Annotated in this window: 17 protein-coding genes; 10 read left to right on the top strand and 7 right to left on the bottom strand. The window is 34.4% G+C overall.

Features of this window, described 5'->3' with window-relative positions:
• Positions 1-60: 60 nt before the first annotated feature.
• Genes miaE through E0W69_RS03180 form a run of 4 tightly spaced genes read left to right on the top strand, consistent with a single transcriptional unit; the run spans position 61 to position 2,944 of the window.
• Positions 61-678: a tRNA-(ms[2]io[6]A)-hydroxylase gene (gene miaE, locus E0W69_RS03195; RefSeq protein WP_131328597.1), complete on the top strand. Its 618-nt coding sequence runs from the start codon at positions 61-63 to the stop codon at positions 676-678.
• A gap of 18 nt (positions 679-696) precedes the next feature.
• A complete protein-coding gene (locus tag E0W69_RS03190; protein ID WP_131328596.1) occupies positions 697-1,899 on the top strand; it encodes a hypothetical protein in 1,203 nt (400 codons plus the stop codon).
• 4 nt (positions 1,900-1,903) lie between these two features.
• On the top strand, positions 1,904-2,233 hold the full coding sequence (locus E0W69_RS03185; protein ID WP_131328595.1) for an MGMT family protein: 330 nt from the start codon (positions 1,904-1,906) through the stop codon (positions 2,231-2,233).
• 24 nt (positions 2,234-2,257) lie between these two features.
• Positions 2,258-2,944 carry a 2'-5' RNA ligase family protein gene (locus tag E0W69_RS03180; protein ID WP_131328594.1) on the top strand — a complete coding sequence of 229 codons (687 nt, stop codon included), beginning with the start codon at positions 2,258-2,260 and terminating at the stop codon, positions 2,942-2,944.
• Between the two features lie 46 nt (positions 2,945-2,990).
• Here E0W69_RS03180 and E0W69_RS03175 read toward each other — a convergent pair whose 3' ends face one another.
• On the bottom strand, positions 2,991-4,154 hold the full coding sequence (locus E0W69_RS03175; protein ID WP_191967954.1) for a TlpA family protein disulfide reductase: 1,164 nt from the start codon (positions 4,152-4,154) through the stop codon (positions 2,991-2,993).
• 172 nt (positions 4,155-4,326) lie between these two features.
• Here E0W69_RS03175 and E0W69_RS03170 point away from each other — a divergent pair, with 172 nt between their 5' ends.
• Positions 4,327-4,845, top strand: coding sequence for a L,D-transpeptidase family protein (locus tag E0W69_RS03170; protein WP_131328592.1), 519 nt, complete (start codon positions 4,327-4,329; stop codon positions 4,843-4,845).
• A gap of 1 nt (position 4,846) precedes the next feature.
• Here the strand turns inward: E0W69_RS03170 and E0W69_RS03165 are convergent, their stop codons facing one another.
• The gene (locus E0W69_RS03165) at positions 4,847-5,626 is read right to left on the bottom strand and encodes a hypothetical protein (protein ID WP_131328591.1); all 780 of its coding nucleotides are present in this window, start codon (positions 5,624-5,626) and stop codon (positions 4,847-4,849) included.
• A gap of 303 nt (positions 5,627-5,929) precedes the next feature.
• A complete protein-coding gene (locus E0W69_RS03160) occupies positions 5,930-6,883 on the bottom strand; it encodes a peptidoglycan DD-metalloendopeptidase family protein (protein WP_131328590.1) in 954 nt (317 codons plus the stop codon).
• A gap of 236 nt (positions 6,884-7,119) precedes the next feature.
• Here E0W69_RS03160 and E0W69_RS03155 point away from each other — a divergent pair, with 236 nt between their 5' ends.
• The 3 genes from E0W69_RS03155 to E0W69_RS03145 all read left to right on the top strand — a co-directional run bounded on the left by E0W69_RS03155 (position 7,120) and on the right by E0W69_RS03145 (position 9,371).
• A complete protein-coding gene (locus tag E0W69_RS03155; protein ID WP_131328589.1) occupies positions 7,120-7,725 on the top strand; it encodes a TetR/AcrR family transcriptional regulator in 606 nt (201 codons plus the stop codon).
• 69 nt (positions 7,726-7,794) lie between these two features.
• The gene (locus E0W69_RS03150; RefSeq protein WP_131328588.1) at positions 7,795-8,103 is read left to right on the top strand and encodes a hypothetical protein; all 309 of its coding nucleotides are present in this window, start codon (positions 7,795-7,797) and stop codon (positions 8,101-8,103) included.
• An 8-nt stretch (positions 8,104-8,111) separates the two neighbouring features.
• Positions 8,112-9,371, top strand: a complete 1,260-nt coding sequence (locus E0W69_RS03145) for an MFS transporter (protein WP_131328587.1) — start codon at positions 8,112-8,114, stop codon at positions 9,369-9,371.
• Positions 9,372-9,486: 115 nt separating this feature from the next.
• Here the strand turns inward: E0W69_RS03145 and leuS are convergent, their stop codons facing one another.
• On the bottom strand, positions 9,487-12,249 hold the full coding sequence (gene leuS, locus E0W69_RS03140; protein ID WP_131328586.1) for a leucine--tRNA ligase: 2,763 nt from the start codon (positions 12,247-12,249) through the stop codon (positions 9,487-9,489).
• Between the two features lie 54 nt (positions 12,250-12,303).
• Between leuS and E0W69_RS03135 the strand changes: the two genes are divergently transcribed.
• Together E0W69_RS03135 and E0W69_RS03130 are read left to right on the top strand one after the other, a co-directional pair.
• Complete coding sequence (locus E0W69_RS03135; protein WP_131328585.1) at positions 12,304-13,254, top strand: cell division protein FtsX; 951 nt, start codon at positions 12,304-12,306, stop codon at positions 13,252-13,254.
• A 108-nt stretch (positions 13,255-13,362) separates the two neighbouring features.
• Entirely contained in the window at positions 13,363-13,623 is a 261-nt protein-coding gene (locus tag E0W69_RS03130) for a DUF3098 domain-containing protein (RefSeq protein WP_131331882.1), read from the top strand.
• Positions 13,624-13,703: 80 nt separating this feature from the next.
• Here the strand turns inward: E0W69_RS03130 and E0W69_RS03125 are convergent, their stop codons facing one another.
• The 3 genes from E0W69_RS03125 to tig form a co-directional block, all read right to left on the bottom strand.
• Positions 13,704-15,596 carry a CocE/NonD family hydrolase gene (locus tag E0W69_RS03125; RefSeq protein ID WP_131328584.1) on the bottom strand — a complete coding sequence of 631 codons (1,893 nt, stop codon included), beginning with the start codon at positions 15,594-15,596 and terminating at the stop codon, positions 13,704-13,706.
• 63 nt (positions 15,597-15,659) lie between these two features.
• The gene (locus E0W69_RS03120; RefSeq protein ID WP_131328583.1) at positions 15,660-18,566 is read right to left on the bottom strand and encodes a DEAD/DEAH box helicase; all 2,907 of its coding nucleotides are present in this window, start codon (positions 18,564-18,566) and stop codon (positions 15,660-15,662) included.
• A 231-nt stretch (positions 18,567-18,797) separates the two neighbouring features.
• The gene (tig, locus tag E0W69_RS03115) at positions 18,798-20,177 is read right to left on the bottom strand and encodes a trigger factor (RefSeq protein ID WP_131328582.1); all 1,380 of its coding nucleotides are present in this window, start codon (positions 20,175-20,177) and stop codon (positions 18,798-18,800) included.
• Positions 20,178-20,186: the final 9 nt, after the last annotated feature.

The following is a 20,186-nucleotide window of genomic DNA, read 5'->3' as shown; positions in this document are numbered from 1 at the left end:
ATATACATCGAGAACATTTTCCTTGAAAATGATTTACTTTGCTACTGCTTAAATTTTTACATGGAAGATTTTCAATATTCAGAAGCGACAAGAAATATTTTGGGGTTGAAGTTGCCCACCGATCCACGTTGGGTAGATTTAGCGGCGATAAAAATGGAAGCAATCTTAACAGATCACGCTTGGTGCGAACAAAAAGCCGCGAATACTTGCATTTCTTTAATCCAACGTTATCCGCGTAAAACGGAATTGGTGGATGCATTGGCTCCGATCGTTACAGAAGAATGGGGACATTTCAGATTGGTTTTACAAGAAATTAGAAAGCGAAATTTTGTATTGGGAAATCAACGACGCGATAATTATGTAGTCAAACTCATTGAATTTCAACAAAAAGGAGGAAGTGAAGAAGGGCGTTTTTTGGATCAATTATTGACCATGGCATTAATCGAAGCACGCAGTTGCGAACGATTTAAGCGATTAAGTGAAGGTTTGGAAGATCCTTATTTCCGTAATTTTTACAGAAGATTTATGGAAAGTGAGGCCGGACATTATGTATTATTTATAGAATTGGCAGAAACCTATATTGATCCAGAAAAAGTGCGAAAAAGATGGGAAGAATGGCTTAATTACGAGGCGCAAATATTGCAATCTCAAGAAGTTAGAGGAGAAACAATTCATTAAAATTATCAACAAATCACCATGATTTCTACAGCTAGAAATTGGTTTATACAAAATTTCACGCAAGAAAAATACCAACAATATCTTCAAATTTTGGGACGAGAACATCCTAATTCGATTAAATTCAGAATTGCGGAAACACCTGTGTTTATTCCAAAATCATTTGAACAACAAATGTTGGAAACGACAGAATATATTATATCTGTGATTGGAATGAAAGGTTTTAAAGCCATGACAGATAGTTCGGTTCCTAACTATATCAATAAAGAAGGAGAAGGTGAGCATCCGCATTTCATGGTTTTTGATTTCGGTATTGTTCAAAAAGAAGATGGTAAATTGGAACCACAATTAGTTGAGATGCAAGGATTTCCATCCTTATTTATGTACCAATTGTATCAAGAAGACGCATCCAGAGAGGCTTTTGAAATTCCTGAGGAGTACACACAATTTTTGAATGGATTTGACAAAGAAAAAGTCATCAAAAAAATGCGAGAAATCGTCATAGGAAATGAAAATCCTGAAAATGTAATTCTATTGGAACTTTATCCACAAAAGCAAAAAACAAAAATTGATTTTTACTATACGCAAGATCATTTGAATATTCCAATTGTATGCCTTTCGGAAATCAAAAAGCAAGGAAATCAATTATTTTATACAAAAGACGGCCACGATATTCCGATACATCGTATTTACAATCGGTTGATTTGGGATGAGATTATCCATAATGGTGACGAATTTATCCGAAACCAAGCGCAAATGATCATGGAAAAAGATTTGCAAGTCCATTGGGTAACGCATCCCTCATGGTTTTATCGCGTGAGCAAATTTACTTTACCATTTTTGCGCCACCCACATATTCCAGAAACTAGATTTTTATCCGAATATTTGGAGCCACCAAAGGATTTGGATAATTATGTACTCAAACCATTATTTTCTTTCGGAGGACAAGGTGTGAAGATTCATGTCACTCCTTATGATTTCTGGTCGATTGATGATCCCGAAAACTATATTCTACAGAAAAAAGTCGATTATGCATCTGTTATTGAAACGCCAAATTCGCCTGTAAAAGCGGAGATTCGATTGTTTTATTTTTGGGATGAAAATGGTGGCAAACCGATAGCTACGCATAATTTGGCAAGATTGACACGCGAAGAAATGATCGGCGTCAGTTATAATAATCAAAGTGATTGGGTAGGCGGTTCATTTGCCTTATTTGAAAAATAAACCTATGGAGCAAAAAGATTTTTTCCAAGATGTTTGGGAGGTTGTCAGATTGGTACCTAAAGGTCGCGTAACGACTTATGGCGCGATTGCCAAATATTTGGGCACGAAAATGTCGGCAAGAATGGTCGGATGGGCAATGAATGCAGCACATGGTCAACCCAAAATTCCAGCTCATCGAGTTGTCAATAGAAATGGGGATTTGAGTGGAAAAATGCATTTCAAAACACCCACCGCAATGGAAGATCTATTAAAAAAAGAAGGAATTGGTGTAGAAAATGATCGAATTGTTGATTTTCCAAATCGACTTTGGGATCCAGAAAAAGAACTTATTTGAATTTGCTATAAAAATATTTGACTATTGGATTTAACGACTCATTATAAGGAAATGTTTGACAATTCATTTCCAAAAATCAAACAAGGTAATTATCAAACAGACCCCTTGATTGATAGCAATTTGGATAATAGATTGGGAATTACTTTGGTGATACGTCCATCCTTAGAGGTAAAAAACAATATTCAAAAGCTACTCGATCAATTTAAAAATGTTGATCCAGCACAATACTATTATCGCAATTCGGATATTCACATTACCCTTTTGTCTGTGATTGGCTGTTATGAAGGTTTCGATTTACAAAATATTGAAATTCCACAATATGTAAATGCTATACAAAAAGCTATTCAAAATTTCCCTCCATTCGAAATTGAGTTTAAAGGAATTACCACATCCACTTCCAGCGTGATTATTCAAGGTTTTTTTGCAAATAACCAATTAAATGATTTACGAAATGCTATAAGAGATGAATTGAATCAACATTCCGATTTGGAATTAAAAATGGATATTCGATATCCAATTCAAACAGCGCATTCAACCGTTATCCGATTTAGAAATGCTATTCAAAATTTACCCGATTTTGTACAAATCATTGAAAATTATCGAGATTATGATTTTGGAAAATTTACATTTGACTCATTCGAATTGGTATATAATGATTGGTATCAAAAAATAGAAAGAGTAGAAACATTAGCTACATTTCACCTAAAATAAATAAGCCGCTTCAATGAAGCGGCTTATTTATTTTCAAGCAAAAGTCTTATTTCAATACTTCACTTAATTTTTGTTCGAGTGCTTCACCACGCAGACTAGAAGCAATGATTTTACCAGTTGGATCTACCAATACATTAAATGGAATACCATCAAAACCGTAAGCTGCAACAGCTTCACTATCCCAAAATTTTAAATCACTCATATGATTCCAAGTTAATTTGTCATGTTGGATCGCCTTGATCCAAGACTCTTTATCCTTATCCAAAGAAACCCCAACAATCGTGAAATTTTTATTTCTAAATTTCTGATACGCTGCAACGACATTTGGATTTTCCTCTCTACAAGGTCCACACCAGCTCGCCCAGAAATCCACCAATACATATTTACCTTTAAATTGGCTGATACTCATCGGACGACCATTTACATCATTCATTTTCAAATCCGGTGCTTGTTTGCCCAATAATTTGTAATTCTGATCAGGCACACTTGCCGCATTTTGTTTCAACATACTCATCAAAGCCGCCAAATTACCATCGCTTGGAAATTTCTTTGCCGTATTTTCTGCAATTGGTAGCAATATTTTTGGGTCCATTGTACGCGTACCTTGAACGATACCATAGGCTGCTCCAGCAGGACTTGGCGTATTTTCGATATAATTTTTGATTAGATCGTTGAGCGATTGTAAGGTTTCATTTTTGCGATTTGTAAGACTATTGATGATACTGTCTTGTTTTTTAACTGGAACATCTTGATTATTCAACGTATCGATCATCGCTTTATCCGCAGCAGCCGAAGAATCTTTTTTCGCATATTCATTCAAAAATTCATATAAAGCTGTGGAAGCTTCCGAACCTTGAATATCGGGTTTGCGTGTATTCTCAGGATCTATATTTAAAGTAATTTTATCATTGTCATTGATAAAGAAAAATGGATATTGTTGGTCTACAACAACGGCATAAAGATTTTCTCCTTTTGTAATCGTTTTTAGACTATAAGTTCCATCTTTTTCAACGGAAGCAGAATCCACAATTTCAGGATTCGGCGATGTAAAAGAAAGAGATTCCAAATACACTTTTTGTGCTTTAATTTTCTCCACTTTTCCAGTAACTTCCAAAGAGGAAGAGGACTTATGCGTCTGATTACAACTTGTCATCGCAACCGATCCGAATGCTAAACCACCACAAGCAATTATCCAATTTCGTTTCTTCATTTCCAATCTTATCATTTTTCTAAATTATAATATACGAGGTTACAAAGATGCACTTATATTTTTTAGTCAAAAAATTCACTTTTGAAAAAAGTACACCCAAAACGGATATTAACATTTTATATATATTATTTAGAGAAATCTGTCGTTAGATATTTGGTTAAATATTCAAGGCATGTTTAAGTTGAAAATTACATTTTTTGTTTTATTCTTTTTTGTGTTGCACACTTCCTTCCTCTCCGTAAATATCTTAGATAATTTTTTGATCGTCATAGATAAAGACAAATACGAACTAAATGTTTTTGATACGAAAGGCTGGTTAGTGACATTTCCTTGTGTTTTTGGAAATAAAAACCAAGGAGATAAAATGGTGGAAGGAGATCGCAAAACACCAGAAGGTACTTTTAGTATTATCTCTAAAAAGAAAAGTAAAAATTGGAATAGTTTCTTAATGCTTGATTATCCAACACAAGCAGATATCCAAAAATTTGAACAAAGAAAAGCGGAAGGATTGATTCCGAGTTCGGCCAAAATCGGAAGTGCAATCGGAATTCATGGCACGTGGCCACATGAAGATTATACAATAGATCAATACCAAGCCTGGACAGATGGCTGTATTGCATTGAAAAATGTTGATATCGAGGAATTGTATCGCATCACTCCTCTCGGTGCGAAAGTCATCATCCGAAAATAAATTACAAGCCTAATTCATTACGAATCTTAAGTCTCCAACGCGTTAAAGCTTCTTTATCTCCTCCAGCATTGGTTTCTGTAACATATTCATTTTCAGCTTTTTTGTAGGCTTCACCCAAACTATCATCTAAAGCTTTGATCACAATTGTTCGATTTCCTTTCTTTTTATTAGTAGTAAATTGAGTTTGCATTTTACGTGCATATAATTCGGTCAAATCAAATAAGCCTTGTTGAAAGGATAAAAAATCATTCTGATAATATGCATAAGGACGGAACCAACTTTTTTCGCAATCAAAGGAAGCAATTACAAAGAAATTAGGTGTTCCATAAAATTTTTCCATATTGGTCCGATGCTGAATACCTACATTACCATACGAACTATAATTTTCATCTTTAAATTCATCAGGAATATGTCCTTTAAAATCTTCCCAAGTCAATTTGCGATCAGGACTCCAATAAATACGTGTTTCATAATTTCGGATATCATTTACCTTAAAAAAGCTTGCATCGATTTCATCATTTTCCCCTTTAACTTGCGCATATTTCAATTGATTTATCTTAATCAAATTAGCGCCCATATGACGCGCACGTGTCATATAATTTTGAATAATTTGCGGATAAGCTATACCAAAAATTTCTTTTGATTTTTTGGATTGGCCGTTGAATATTCTACCAACTAAAGCGGTTGTATCTAATTTCATTTTTCCAGAACCACTTTGAACAATTCCCACTAATTCCTTATTGGATAATGAATCGTAGTTTTTATACACAGCTTCCCGCATGGGAACAGTTTTACAAGAAAAAAATGTAAAAGTTAATATAATAAATATATAGTTTAGTTTACCCATTTTTTGATTTTCAAGGTATTTAAAAATACAATAAATAATCGAATTTCAATTGTTCCTTTTTTTTAAAATCTAATATCAATACCAACCTACAGACACACAAGCACCGTTCGTTCCTCACTAACGCCTGCGCGAGATTCGAGTATTTTAAAAAATGGAGGAAGAGCTATTGTCTTTCCTATGTCTTGCATTATGTTTTAAGCATTCTGCAAATATTGCATCGTTCAAAAGATAGAACATTTAAAAATTATTAACTTTTTCATTTTGAATAGGAGAATAATCAGTTTTGATTTGACCATTCACTAAAATTTTAGAAAAGTAACATTTAACTCCAGTAGCAACATTCATATCTTCCACATTTTGGATGTGAAAATGTAGATGCGGTTCAGAAGAGTTTCCTGAATTACCACAAAGTCCCAATAGTTGCCCTTGTTTTACAAACTGCCCTTCTTTCACCACTATAGAATGTTGCTTAAAATGCGCGAAAAAGAGGTATTCGTTATTCTCTGTTTTGAGAATGACAGAATTACCAGTAAGAAATATAGGATTAAAAACGCCCGGAATATTGTCTTTTACACCATCGACGGTCAACACAATTACTCCGTCACATGGAGCACTTATATCTTTACGAAATGCGTAATAATCTTCGTTATTACGCCCATCGGTTTTGAAAGTATTGCCATTATTGCCTTTTACAACAAAGTCAAAAGCATTTTTTTGTGCTTCATTTTCTACATGATAATTCAACGCTTTGGTATCTCCACCCCAAGTAATATCCCATACGCCTCGAAATGGCAGAATCAAAGAAGTTTTATTTCTCGTTAATTTAGGTAAAGAATCTGTCTTATATGCGCCAACAAATAGTCCGGCTATTTTTTCATTATCGTCGATTGCTAGATTTACGGTAAAAATAGCTCTCTCAAATTTCGTTTTATAACAAGCATAAGCGTTCTCGTATTTTTCAAATTTCCTTTCTTTTATATTTCCTGCATCTTTTTTTAGATTACTCAAGAAATCTTTGGGTAAAACATTTTGCATTTCATTAGAACACATATTAAAAATCGAATCGTAAGCATTTTGATTATAGTATTTTCCAAATTGATCTGCGACTTTTTTAGATATTTCTGTTTCCATTTGTCCAATTGAAATGTGTGTAATCAAAATCAATCCGAAAAGTAACAATAACTTCTTCATCCATCAGTCATTTTATAATTGCTAATCTACAAAAATATACCTTCTTTATTTTATTCTTGGTAGATAAATGAGAAACAGTTTTTTGCCAGAATACAAGAATATTAATTATCAAAATAATGAGATTACTAAAATAATTCTATAATTATAAAGATCTAATTTTTTTTATAATATTACATTTTGACACTTTTTGTTTATTTGTCAATTATTTATATCTTTGAGTTAAATTTGAAAATAATATGGCTTCAATACAGGATGAACTGTTACAAGAGCAAATATTAAAAGCAGCTTTACAATTGTATCAGCAATATGGCTTAAAAAAAGTAACAATGGATGATGTTGCAAAGTTGCTAGGGAAAACTAGGACTTCGCTCTACTACTATTACAAAAACAGAGATGAGATTTTTGAAGCTGTGTTAGATATGGTTGTCAATGATTTTGTAAATGATATTGCTAATGCAATGGACAAAACAGAATCCATCAACGAAAAATTAAAAGTATTTTGTTTATCCAAAATAAAAATAACAGAAGAACGGAAGGCGATTTTCACTTCACTTGAAAAAAGTGTCGATCCCGATACACAGTCTACTCATTCTAAAACAATGATGGCAATTCATAAACGTCTTATGAAATTGGAAGCCACATTGTTGAAAAAAAACATCCTAAATGCGATAGAAAAAGGAGACATAAAAGAATTAAATCCCAAAAACCTAGACTCATTTATATTTATTATATTAAGCGGGACACGAGGCATTAAAAGAGAAATGAGTTATGACAACAATTTTACAAATTTAAATTATGTGGTAAATACTCTAGTTGAAATGTCTATGCGTTGGTTAAATTAAAAAATTTTATATCAATTTTGACATTTTAACACATATAGTCAAATAGTAATAATATATAAATAATAAACTATGATTTGGTACATGTATTTATTAAGCTTTTTAGCTGGAATATTTTTAACAAATGCAATTCCTCATTTTGTACATGGTATATCTGGGAATAAATTCCCAACACCATTTGCTAAACCTCATGGCATAGGCCTATCATCATCTACAACTAATGTAATCTGGGCTTTAGTAAATTTAATTGTAGGTTTTTTGTTATTAAAGCTATCCCATTTCTCGAGTAACAATTACTTACAAGACTTTACTTTATTTCTAGGAATTTCATTTATAAGTTTATTTTCTAGCAAACATTTTATGAAAAAACATAAAGAGTAATTAACAAAATGAAAATAAACAACATTTCTACTTTTAGTGCATTTCACAGTCGCAATTATACACTCTATTTTATAGGTCGTTCGGTATCGCAGTTCGGAACTTGGATGCAACGTACTGCCGTCGTTTGGGTAATATATTCGCTTACACATTCAGCATTCATGCTTGGAGTAACTGTATTCGCAGAACAATTCCCCTCATTTATTTTTTCTGCATTTGGCGGTGTTGCTGCCGATAGACATAACAGATATAAGATCGTTAATATCACACAGATCACCTCAATGATACAAGCTACATTACTAGCAGTACTGATCATGAGTAAGCATTATTTTGTATGGGAAATAATTGCACTTAGTGTTATACTCGGGATTATCAACGCCTATGACATTCCTGCTAGACAAACTATGATTAATGAAGTAGTAAGTAATGAAAATGACCTACCAAGTGCACTTTCTTTAAGTGCAGCAATGGCCAGTCTTGCAAAATTATTAGGTCCCGCATTATCAGGATTTATACTAGAAAAGTATGGCGCGGGAGTTTGCTTCTTAATAAATGCAGCAAGTTTTGGAGGTGTAATGTTATCCATAGCCTTTATGACAATTCCTAAAAAATCATTTAGTGTAAATCGTCCTAAAAAAAATGTATTTAAAGAATTATCCGAGGGTTTCATCTACCTAAAAAAGCAATCATCTATTGGCATAGTCATAGTAATGTTGAGTGTTACAAGTCTATTCGTATTGCCTTATGACACGTTAATTCCTGTATTTGCCAAAGTTATTTTCAAGGGAAATGCGCAAACATTTGGCTACATATCCAGTTTCATCGGCATCGGTGCAGTTTTAGGAACAATACTTATAGCATCCTTAAAAAAGGATGCGCCTTTAAGAAAATTGCTAATCTTTAGTACGATTATTTTTAGTATTGGCTTGATTTGTTTTGCGATGACTCATCATTTTCCATTAGCTATGTTATTTGCGGTGCTTGCAGGATTTGGAGGTGTAGCTCAGTTTACCATTTGCAATATTATAGTCCAGTCAGAGTCTACACAAGAAATGCGGGGAAGAGCGATTAGTATTCTTTTGACAGCCACATTTGGCATGTTACCATTAGGAAGTCTTATAGTTGGTTCCATTTCTCAGCGTATAGGAGCTCCTCAAACATTAATATTTCAAGGCATCGCAGGTATTTTAATCTCTATTATTTTTTACAGTTTATTGGTGAAAAATAAAAAACAAGGTGATGAAAATTTGCAAAGAAAAACAACACCATAGTATGAATTAAAAGACATGGTCTAGTATATATTCAATAACGCCAATTATGAATAATTAAAACGGAGGAAAAGCCTTCGCCTTTCCTCCGTTTTGCATTATGCTTTTAGCATTCCGCTTATATTACCACATTGATCATTTTACCAGGTACAAAGATGAATTTCATCACTGGTTTTCCATCAATCCATTTAGCGATGGTTTCGTTGGCTAATACAGTTTCTTCGATGAATGTTTTGTCCGCATCCAAAGCGAATTCAATATTGGCGCGCATTTTACCATTGATGCTTACCGGATAGTTTTTGGAAGATTCTTTTAAATATTTCTCTTCGAAAGTTGGGAATGTCGCATCTAAAACGCTCGTTTCATTGCCGAACGCATGCCAAATCTCTTCTGCGATATGCGGTGCATATGGCGTTAATAAAATCATCAAAGGCTCGATCACGCTGCGTTTGTGACATTTCAAATCTGTCAATTCGTTTACAGCCACCATAAAGGCAGAAACAACTGTATTCAAAGAAAAACGCTCTATATCATCGCCTACTTTCTTGATGGTTTTGTGCAATGTTTTCAATTCCGCTTCTGTCGCTGGTTCGTCTTTCCAAATAGCGCCTTTTTCTTCATCAAAAATCAAACGCCATAATTTTTTCAAGAAACGGTGAACACCCTCAATACCTTTGGTTTCCCAAGGCTTGGATTGTTCTATCGGACCTAAAAACATTTCGTACATACGGAAGGTGTCTGCTCCATATTTTTGTGCAATATCCGTTGGATCTACAGTATTGAAATATCGTTTAGACATTTTTTCAACTTCGGAAGTAGTAATATATTTACCATTTTCCAAAATAAACTCTGCGTCTTCAAACTCTGGTTTCCATTTTTTAAATGCTTCAATATCCAATTCAAATCCGTCAACGATATTCACATTTACATGGATTCTATCCGTTTCGTAATCATTAATTAATCCAGCAGAAACGAAAACATTTGTACCTCTTTGTCTATATACAAATCTCGAACTACCTTGAATCATCCCTTGATTTACCAATCTTTTGTATGGTTCTTGGAATCCAATATATCCCAAATCAAACAAGATTTTTGTCCAAAGACGGCTATACAAAAGGTGTCCAACGGCATGTTCCGTTCCACCCAAATAAATATCCACTTGATTCCAATAATCGCTCACTTGTCTGTCGCAGAAAGTTTGATCATTATGCGGATCCATATAGCGCAAAAAATACCAACTCGAACCCGCATAGCCCGGCATCGTATTGGTTTCCAAATATTCGTCCGTCCATTCTTTCACATTTGCCAAAGGACCTTGTCCTTCTGGACCTGGATTGTAATGTTCTACTTCCGGCAATACTAGTGGCAATTGAGATTCATCCAAAGGAATCGCCACACCATCAATCCATTTGATCGGAATCGGTTCGCCCCAGAAACGTTGGCGACTAAATGCAGCATCGCGCATACGAAAATTGACTTTACGTTTGCCAATACCTCGTTTTTCCAATTCACCCAAAATCAATTCTGTTGCTTCTTTCATCGGTTTGCCCGTAACGAAATCGCTATTTTCCAAAATCGCATCTTTGGTCGCATTCGCATTTTCCCCATCAAATTTGTCGCCCAAAATATTGGTCACTGGCAAGTCAAATTGTTTGGCAAATTTGTAGTCACGTTCGTCACCACAAGGCACCGCCATCACCGCACCCGTACCATAACCCGCCAAAACATATTCGGCAGTATAAATAGGAATTTCTTTTCCATTAAATGGATTGATTGCATAAGCGCCTGTAAAACAACCCGTTACTTTCTTTTCAGCTTGACGTTCACGCTCGCTACGACTTTTGACATAAGCGATATATTCGTCCACCGCTTTGGTTTGTTCTGCGCTTTTGATTTTATCAATCAATTCCAATTCCGGTGCAACGACCATAAAATCCACACCGAAAATTGTATCTGGACGCGTAGTGTAAACGGTCAATATTTCATCCGAAGTTTGTTCGCTTTTGATCTTGAAATCAATCTCCGCTCCTTGGCTGCGACCGATCCAATTGGATTGCATTTCCTTCATTGCATCGCTGAAATCCACAGTCTGCAGACCTTCCAATAAACGATCGGCATATTCGGTAATACGCAAATACCACTGACGCAATTTTTTCTTTTCAACCGGATAACCACCACGTTCACTCACGCCATTGATGACTTCGTCATTTGCCAAAACTGTTCCCAAAGCCTCACACCAATTCACAATACCGTAATCGCAGAAAGCCAAACGGAATTGCATCAAAATATCGTTTTTCTCTTTTGGAGAATAATTTTTCCATTCTTCTGCTGTAAAAGGTGCAATTTCTGCACGACGCCCGTCAAAAATTTTGCTACCTTCTTTTTCGAATGCAGGAATCAAAGTTTGGTCGATATATTCCGCTTTATTCGTGTCTTTGTTGTACCAGCTTTTGAATAATTGTAAAAATATCCATTGTGTCCATTTGTAATAACTTGGATCGGAAGTACGCACTTCACGACTCCAGTCAAAACTGAATCCTATATTGTCTAATTGTTTGCGGAAATTTTGGATATTTTGCTCGGTGCTGATCGCAGGATGGATACCGTGTTCGATCGCATATTGCTCAGCCGGCAGTCCAAACGCATCATATCCCATCGGATGCAAAACGTTAAAACCTTTCAACCTTTTGTATCGTGCAAAAATATCAGTGGAAATATAGCCGAGTGGATGTCCCACATGCAAACCCGCACCGCTTGGATAAGGAAACATATCCAAAACATAATATTTAGGTTTGGAAAAATCATTTTTTACCTGATAAGCGTGTGTTTCATTCCACTTTTGTTGCCATTTTTTCTCGATGGCATTAAAATTATATTCCATTATTTACAAGAAAATTTCGATTAAAATTAAAAGGCGACAGTAGTCACCAAATAAATGGCTGCAAATGTACAGTTTTACAACGGAAACCTTAAATTTGCCGCTGTTGTTCAACAATTTTGTTTAAATTTTATGTCAGATACCGAAAAAATCAGTTCTCGTAAAGGCAAAACAGGTTCGATTTATAGTATTATCGGGGTTTCTTTAGTGCTATTGATTATGGGAATTATGGGTTCGATTTTCTTAATATTACACCAACTCGGTGATTCATTTAAGGAAGAAATCAGAATTAGCGCTTATCTAAATACTGCCAATAAAGATACTATTACACAGATACAAACGTATCTGAAAGGTCAGCCATTTGCCAAAGATGTCACTTATATCGACAAAGCGGCAGCAAAGAAAATCTGGAATGAAGACAGCAATGAAGATTGGGATAATATATTGGATTACAATCCATTACCAGAAAGTATCGACTTTTATGCCAAAGCAGATTATGTAAATAAAGATAGTTTGGCGGGAATTTCCCAAAAATTAAAAACAGCTTTTGGAGATAAATTACAAGAAATTACTTATCCGCAAGTTTTGGTTAATTCCATGAATGAGAAAAGTACCAAATTGGGATTTGTATTCTTAGTAGTAGCAGTAGTATTGTCTGTTATCGTAATTGTAAGTATCGATAATACGATCAAATTGATCATGTATTCCAATCGTTTCTTAATTAAAACCATGCAGATGGTGGGTGCGACACGTTGGTTTATTGCCAAACCATTAGATATGCGCGCCATTGTCAACGGTATTATTAGCGCAGTTATTTCCATTGCGATATTATTAGGTTTGATGAAATGGTCTGTATCTCAATTTCCACAAATGCGTATTTTGATCAATGATAAATTTAGTATTGTATTATTTGCAGGTATGGTAATTATCGGTGTTTTGATCTCGTTATTGAGCACACACAGAAGTGTAATGAAATATTTACGCACAAGATTGGACGATTTATATTAATTTTATTTTAACGAAACTTGAACCATATTTGCGTTTCGTTGTTTAATAGTAGGTTTTCGAAGAAATAACAAGTATTCGAAAATGATTTTTGAAGAAAAAAAATTCAACATGGCTGAAAATAAAAAGAAAGAAATGCCAGTTCTTTTTACAAAAGAAAATTTTAAATGGATGCTTATTGGCATCGTTGTAATAGCAATAGGTATGATGTTAATGGCTGGTGGCAAAAGTGATGATACCAATGTATTTAACTTCAAAGAAGTATATAGCACGAGGAGAATTACCGTCGCTCCAATTGTCATCTTACTTGGTTTAGCGATTGAAATCTTTGCTATTTTCAAAAAGCCTAAAAAGCAACAAGCAGCAAATTAAGTTATTCAAATTATTAAAAACCGCCGCATTTTATTTAAATGCGGCGGTTTTGTATTCGTATAAACTTGCTATTTTTGAATTTACGGTTGCCAGACGGCTTGTTTATTTGCATCTAATATCCCTAAATCAATGGATGTTGGCATATCTGCTTGATCATAAAGGGTAATGGTTGCTTTCTTAAAATCTGTTTCTTTCGCAGTATAAATATCTACAAAAGTTTGAGGATTTCTGTCCACAAGAGGAAACCAACTACTTTGTATTTGGATCATTATTTTGTGCCCTTTTTTAAAAGTATACAAAACATCTGGAATCGAAAAAGAAACTAAAGTAGGTTTATTAGGAACAAATGCTTCTGGCTTTTCAAAACTATTGCGAAATCTTCCACGCATCACTTCTGCTCTTACCAATCGTTGGTAACCACTGGCAATTACTTCTTTATCACCTTGCTTATAACTAGCCGATGTATCTGGCAAAACATCAATTATTTTCACTACAAAATCAGCATCTTCTGCAGTTGTACTTGCATAAATATTTGCTGTAATTTCACCAGCAAGTGTTGTATTCTCAGATAATTCCTTTCCGGTAAAGGTTGCAACATCTGGTCTTTTTGAGGCAAATCTTTGGTCTGCATTTAGATAAGTGATTCCACGATCGTCACTAACGCCATCTTCATAAGGAACCGGTTTGCTAGGATCCGAGATATATTCAACGCTTGATTTCTTAGCAATTGGTTTGAAAAAAGACAAACTATCTTTTCCATTCAGGTAAATGGCAGCTTTTACAATGTCCATACTAGGCCATGTATCCATTTTTTTCCATTCATTGGTTCCCGCATCAAATAACAAAGCCTCAGGCAATTTGCTTTCAGGTGCACCTTTTAAATAATGCATAAAAAATGGGAATTGTACATTTTTCTGAAACCATTCACTTGTATTACTTCCAAATTGTTGATCACCCAAATGATCCATTGTAAAGCCAGCCCAACCGCCATGATTCCAAGGTCCCATAACTAAGAAATTTTCATTCTCTTTATTTTTGGACTCGATATTTTTATAAACTTGTTGTGCACCCCACATATCTTCGGCATCATAAAAACCGCCAACAACCAATGTCGCGGGTTTAATATTGTACAAATATTTGCGAATATCTCTCGCTTGCCACCATGCATCATAATTAGGATGCATCATTATCGTGTCCCAAAATGGAATGCGATTATGGTAGTATAATTTGTTGACATTTGCCACCGTTTTCATTTGTAGGAAAAAATCATAACTATCGGTATAATGCGCATTTAGGCGAGGTAATTTATCCTTATTTGGACCATTCGTTGAATTGGCAAATCCGTAATCAAAATCAAATTCATCCATCAAAAAGAATGCACCATTGTGGTGTGTATCATCACCCAAAAACCAATTAGTAACAGGAGCTTGCGGAGAAACGGCCTTTATCGCAGGATGTCCACTCAATGCAAAATTAGTAGCAAAAAAACCAGGATAGGAAATGCCCCAAGCCCCGACTTTTCCATTGTTATGAGAAACATTTTTCACTAACCAATCTACGGCGTCGTAAGTGTCCGAAGCTTCATCATGCTGCAAACCTGTTATATGAGGAATAAATGGCGTAATTTCTGTCCAGACGCCTTCACTTTTATTTTTTCCTCGTACATCCTGATAAACGAAAATGAATCCTTCTTTCATAAATTCCAAAGAAGGCCCCAACAACAGTCTATATTTATCCTCTCCATAAGGACGCACGGAATAACAAGTGCGCATCATCATAATGGGATAGGATTTCGAGGTGTCTTTAGGCGTGTATATGGCAGTAAATAATTTTACACCATCTCGCATTGGTATCATGATTTCCTTTTTGTCATAATGCGCCCGCGCATAGGAAGTATCAAAAGGCAATTGCTTTTGTGCTTCTGCTTGAGCACACGCAAAGAAAATAAGGAGCAGGGAAATGCATTTTTTCATATTCCAAAAATACGCAAATGCAGATAGTAATATTATAAGAAAATATCTGTAAAATTAAAATTCCTAAATCAATTCCAACAACCTAACATAAATATCATTTTGTCCAATAAATCGTTCATTTCCCATGAGAAATAATTGTTTGCGTGCGCGGGTAATGGCAACATTTAGTTTGCGGTCTATAAGATTTCCATCCATTTCGATACAATTACTCGTCTGTTGTAGAAGTTGTTTTTCATTTTCAATACCGAAAGCAAATAAGATGATATCTTTTTGCGCTCCTTGATAACGTTCTACCGTATCTATATCAATTTCATTCAAATCTGCAATCCCCAATTGATGTAATTCTTTACGAATTGCCGCAATCAAATCTTTGTAAGGAGCAATAATTCCCAATGTTTTTTTCGGAGAAAATGTCCACTGATTTAACTGATATAATTCAAAAATTGTAGCACAAATATTTGCAATCAAACCTACTGCATCTTTTTCTACCGAAGAATAAGGGAAGAAATGCAATCGCTTATTTGCAATTATCTGCGCGAGATCATTATCCGGAATTTTCAAATAATTTAAAGTACCTTTTTGGTGGACAAGCGGAACACATTGCAATTGATTTTGGTAAAAAAGTTGATTGGCAAGGGATGCTATTTCTTCATGCATACGACCTTGCATCGACAACTCACCAATTATCTGCTGATTTCCATAAAATTGACGATATATCCGTTCAAAATAAGATTGCGTTAAACTCGCCCAACCATTTTCAATAAGTAAATTTTCCAAGGGTTCACTACAATCCTGCGCGACAACAGCTGGCAACTGCTTATGATCTCCAATCAAAATAAATTTATCAATAGCAGCTTTACCTTCAAAATCTTCTGCTGCAAACAAACTCAATATATGTGGTTCCAATATTTGCGAAGCTTCATCCACTATGGCTATATCGAAATGTTTGATTTTAAAAATCTCACTTTTACTCTGAATGGCAGCTAACGTCCCAACGTATATCCGACAATTGGCAAGTACATTTTGCACCCCAATACGATTGACACATTGACTAATTTTATTTTCTAATAAATGCGAACGAAATTCTGTCGCACAAGAAATACTCGTACCCAATCGTATAAAATCAATATTAGTTATCGAAGCAATAGCTCGACATATTTCATCTACCGCTTTATTGGTATATGCCACAAGTAAAATATCTTTTCTACTATCCAAAAAGATTTCTTTTACCAAATTATGTAAAGCAATGGACGTCTTCCCAGTACCTGGTGGGCCAACAATTAGAAACAGTTCTTTGGCCTGCTTAGCTTGTAATAACACATTATCTACCAATGGATTACTGGTATAATGTGTTAATTTTTTGCATTCATTTATCCCAATATTAGGTTGAAAAATCCAGCGACGACGTTCCTTTGACAATTGAAAAAATTCTGTCAAGGATTGAAACATAAATCCATTATTACTATCTAAGTAATCATGCTCAGCAGCAAACAAAGCATTAATTGGTAATGCCAATTCGCTTTGTTTATTTCGAATAAGAAAATCAATATTTACACCCTGCCATTTCAAAAGAGTCCCTTTAATAACTTGTTGGCAAATAGAACAATCTGTATCCAAATTGTATTGGTACAAAACGACAATATCTCCAATACGGAAATCCGCTTTTTCCAAATTTTCTAATAATTGAAAACGTAAAATCTCTGCACCATTATCTAGGATTTCAATCGACAATAATTGTAAATTAATTAGAATGCGACCATCCGCTTTCTTTTCCTCTAAATTTTGTAACCACAAACTAGATTGCGCATGCGCAAATATTTCTTGAGAGGGTAATTTGCAAGCGCGAATTTCCCGAACGATAAATTTGTAAAATGCCGTATAATATGCTTTTTCAAGAGGATTAAGTGATGTATAAATTTTACCAATTTTTTCAATCGGAGGCAAAATATAATTGGAAATAAAACGCGTATCCAAATATACATCTTCAATCATATTAGCGCCATTAATCCCGCCAAAATATCGCTCAGGAAGGATTTTATTTTGCCCAAAATATTTATCCACTAAGACAATCTGATTTCTGATATCCAACACCTTTGCGATAAAACTATCGCTAGCATTATTTTTCCGCAACAAACCTTTTTTTTCGCCATACCTAGAATAACAGATATACGTATCCAGTTTTGTTCCATCTATATTCAAAACCAATTGCACCATCGCTTGATATAATGCAGATTGTGCTTGATGATTAACGCCTATTAGATGGTAATCATTTTCGGGAAATGGTGCTTTGCCAGATTTCAACTCAATAATTACATTTCGATCATCGGACAATAGCAAAAGATCCAAACGACCTTGCAAACCTAATTGCGGACTAAGAAAGGATGGCTCCAAAATGGCGGCGTGACGATTAATATTGAAACGTGGAAAAATATCCGTAACCAAACTATATAAATGCTCGAAATGCAATTTCAAATCTTGAAAAAACGTAATTTCTTGTGTTTTATCTTGTAAATCTTTGCAAGCACTCAAATCCACAGCATACCGCTTGAAAAATGCACTTAAAAGATTATTATAAGAAATGTTTTCAATGGAAGAGGCATGAATAATTTCATCTAAAAAGAAATTTGCTGCATTTCCTAATAGAATTGGACGTGTATTTGCACGTTTTTTTGCTCGATTATACAAATAAAAAAAAGGGCTGGCGCCATACTCATGAATACATTCTGCAATCGAACTAATATCCAATAAAAAATCAGGTTCAATGATTACATATTTTGCAAATAAATCCTCATTTTCTCCCAAGCAATGCAAAAGATGCACTTTCTCTCCTATCTCTGCCAAACTGATGGATGAGATAAATTCTGCAGGAAAATCAATTGTATTTGTAAAAATCTTGTTATCCTCCGTAAAGCGAACAGTAATTTGCGTAGCTGATTTTTCTAAAAGGATTGCATTAAAAATATGTCTCATCTTCTTTGGCAAATATCAAAAATAAATAAGATCCGAAAGCCACAAATTGCTTTCGGATCTTATAAAAAATTTAGAAGTAACACCCTGCCTTTGGAAAAGTAAAAAATACTACTCTAACAAAGATAGTAGAGAAATGTTAAAATTAACATAGGTTAATCATTTATTTTAAAAATAAATTAAAAAATCCCTTACAAGATCATTGTAAGGGATTTATAATAACATTTATGAATATTAATGATGATGTTGGTGTTCTTGCAACATTTTAGAGAAAGCTTCTTCAGAGATAGCTTCTTCTTTTGCAGTAACTTGACCTTCTAATTTTTCGAATAATTTAGTAGCCATAACTTGACCATAAGCTTGTTCGATAAATTTTTGATCTTTCATCATTCTATCAGTATAATCGTTGATCCAAGAAGTATCACCAGAAAGATCCATTTGACCACCTAAGTAACCCATCAATTGTTGACGAGCAAAATCTTTTAAATCATTTGGTTCCACTTTTACCTCATTTTCTTGACTCAATTTGTTAGAGATAATACTCCATTGTAATTGATTTTCAAATGCTGGTAATTCTTTTTCAACTTCTTCTGCAGATTTTTCACCTTTATTGTTAGCGATCAACCATCTTTTCAAAAATTCTTGAGGGAATTCTAATTTGGTATGATCGGTCAAATGATGGAAAATTTGATCATGGATTTGACCACTAGCTTGTGCATTGAAATAAGAAGATAACTCTTCTTTTAATGCAGTTTTGAAAGCTTCTTCAGTTTTAATTTCTTTTCCAGGAAAAACTTTCTCGAAGAATTCTTCGTTCATTTCAGGACGCTCGATGCTTCCCAATTTCAACAAAGTCATTTCGAAATATTTCTTAGCTGAATTTTTATCTTCGGTATCCAAACCTAATTGGGCGATTATATTTTCTAAATCTTTATCTTCAAAAGCTTTGCTTAATTGGATAACCAATTTGAAATCTTTCTTTTGACCTTCTACTTTTTTACGAGTAGCCGCAGTAAGATTTTTCAACAAAACAGAGGTTCCTTTTTGGATACCACCCTCAACAAGATTACCGTCTTTGTCAGATTCTTTCAAATCTACATTCAAAACATCATCGTCGTTAGAGATCGTTTCTGGTTCGGAATATTTACCATGACGTAATTCCAATTTGTTGATTTCTTCGTTCAACATTTCATCAGTTACATCAATTTTGTAACGAGTTACATTGATTTTTTTCACATCTACATTTACTTCTGGTTCCAAACCAACTTCAAATGTGAAAGTGTATTCTTTAGGAGCATTTACGTCAACATTCAATTCATTGTTTTCCTCTTCGAAAGGAATAGGTTGAACTAAAATATTTACTTTTTCGTCCTGAAGGTATTGAGAAAGTTCTTTATCTACAGATTTGAATAATTCTTCTGTTAAAATTCCTTGACCGTACATTTTTTTAACCAATCCAGTAGGTACCATTCCCTTACGGAAACCAGGAATATTTGCACTTTTAGCGTAAGTTTTTAGGCTTTTTTCAAATTGAGGGAAGTAATCGTCCTTCGCCAACTTAACCACCAATTTATCATTTAACTTACCGATATTTTCACGAGTGATCGTTGCCATAAAAATCCC

The organism is Rhizosphaericola mali, assembly GCF_004337365.2.
GTDB lineage: Bacteria > Bacteroidota > Bacteroidia > Chitinophagales > Chitinophagaceae > Rhizosphaericola > Rhizosphaericola mali.
Note: the sequence above shows the minus strand (reverse complement) of the source record. Positions and strands in the feature narration are given on the sequence as shown.

What these genes read in the sequence shown, in the direction of transcription:
- miaE (WP_131328597.1), top strand. Translation starts at nt 61, where the DNA reads ATGGAAGATTTTCAATATTCAGAAGCGACAAGAAATATTTTGGGGTTG.
- E0W69_RS03190 (WP_131328596.1), top strand. Translation starts at nt 697, where the DNA reads ATGATTTCTACAGCTAGAAATTGGTTTATACAAAATTTCACGCAAGAA.
- E0W69_RS03185 (WP_131328595.1), top strand. Translation starts at nt 1,904, where the DNA reads ATGGAGCAAAAAGATTTTTTCCAAGATGTTTGGGAGGTTGTCAGATTG.
- E0W69_RS03175 (WP_191967954.1), bottom strand. Translation starts at nt 4,154, where the DNA reads ATGAAGAAACGAAATTGGATAATTGCTTGTGGTGGTTTAGCATTCGGA.
- E0W69_RS03170 (WP_131328592.1), top strand. Translation starts at nt 4,327, where the DNA reads ATGTTTAAGTTGAAAATTACATTTTTTGTTTTATTCTTTTTTGTGTTG.
- E0W69_RS03165 (WP_131328591.1), bottom strand. Translation starts at nt 5,626, where the DNA reads ATGCGGGAAGCTGTGTATAAAAACTACGATTCATTATCCAATAAGGAA.
- E0W69_RS03160 (WP_131328590.1), bottom strand. Translation starts at nt 6,883, where the DNA reads ATGAAGAAGTTATTGTTACTTTTCGGATTGATTTTGATTACACACATT.
- E0W69_RS03155 (WP_131328589.1), top strand. Translation starts at nt 7,120, where the DNA reads ATGGCTTCAATACAGGATGAACTGTTACAAGAGCAAATATTAAAAGCA.
- E0W69_RS03150 (WP_131328588.1), top strand. Translation starts at nt 7,795, where the DNA reads ATGATTTGGTACATGTATTTATTAAGCTTTTTAGCTGGAATATTTTTA.
- E0W69_RS03145 (WP_131328587.1), top strand. Translation starts at nt 8,112, where the DNA reads ATGAAAATAAACAACATTTCTACTTTTAGTGCATTTCACAGTCGCAAT.
- leuS (WP_131328586.1), bottom strand. Translation starts at nt 12,249, where the DNA reads ATGGAATATAATTTTAATGCCATCGAGAAAAAATGGCAACAAAAGTGG.
- E0W69_RS03135 (WP_131328585.1), top strand. Translation starts at nt 12,304, where the DNA reads ATGGCTGCAAATGTACAGTTTTACAACGGAAACCTTAAATTTGCCGCT.
- E0W69_RS03130 (WP_131331882.1), top strand. Translation starts at nt 13,363, where the DNA reads ATGGCTGAAAATAAAAAGAAAGAAATGCCAGTTCTTTTTACAAAAGAA.
- E0W69_RS03125 (WP_131328584.1), bottom strand. Translation starts at nt 15,596, where the DNA reads ATGAAAAAATGCATTTCCCTGCTCCTTATTTTCTTTGCGTGTGCTCAA.
- E0W69_RS03120 (WP_131328583.1), bottom strand. Translation starts at nt 18,566, where the DNA reads ATGAGACATATTTTTAATGCAATCCTTTTAGAAAAATCAGCTACGCAA.
- tig (WP_131328582.1), bottom strand. Translation starts at nt 20,177, where the DNA reads ATGGCAACGATCACTCGTGAAAATATCGGTAAGTTAAATGATAAATTG.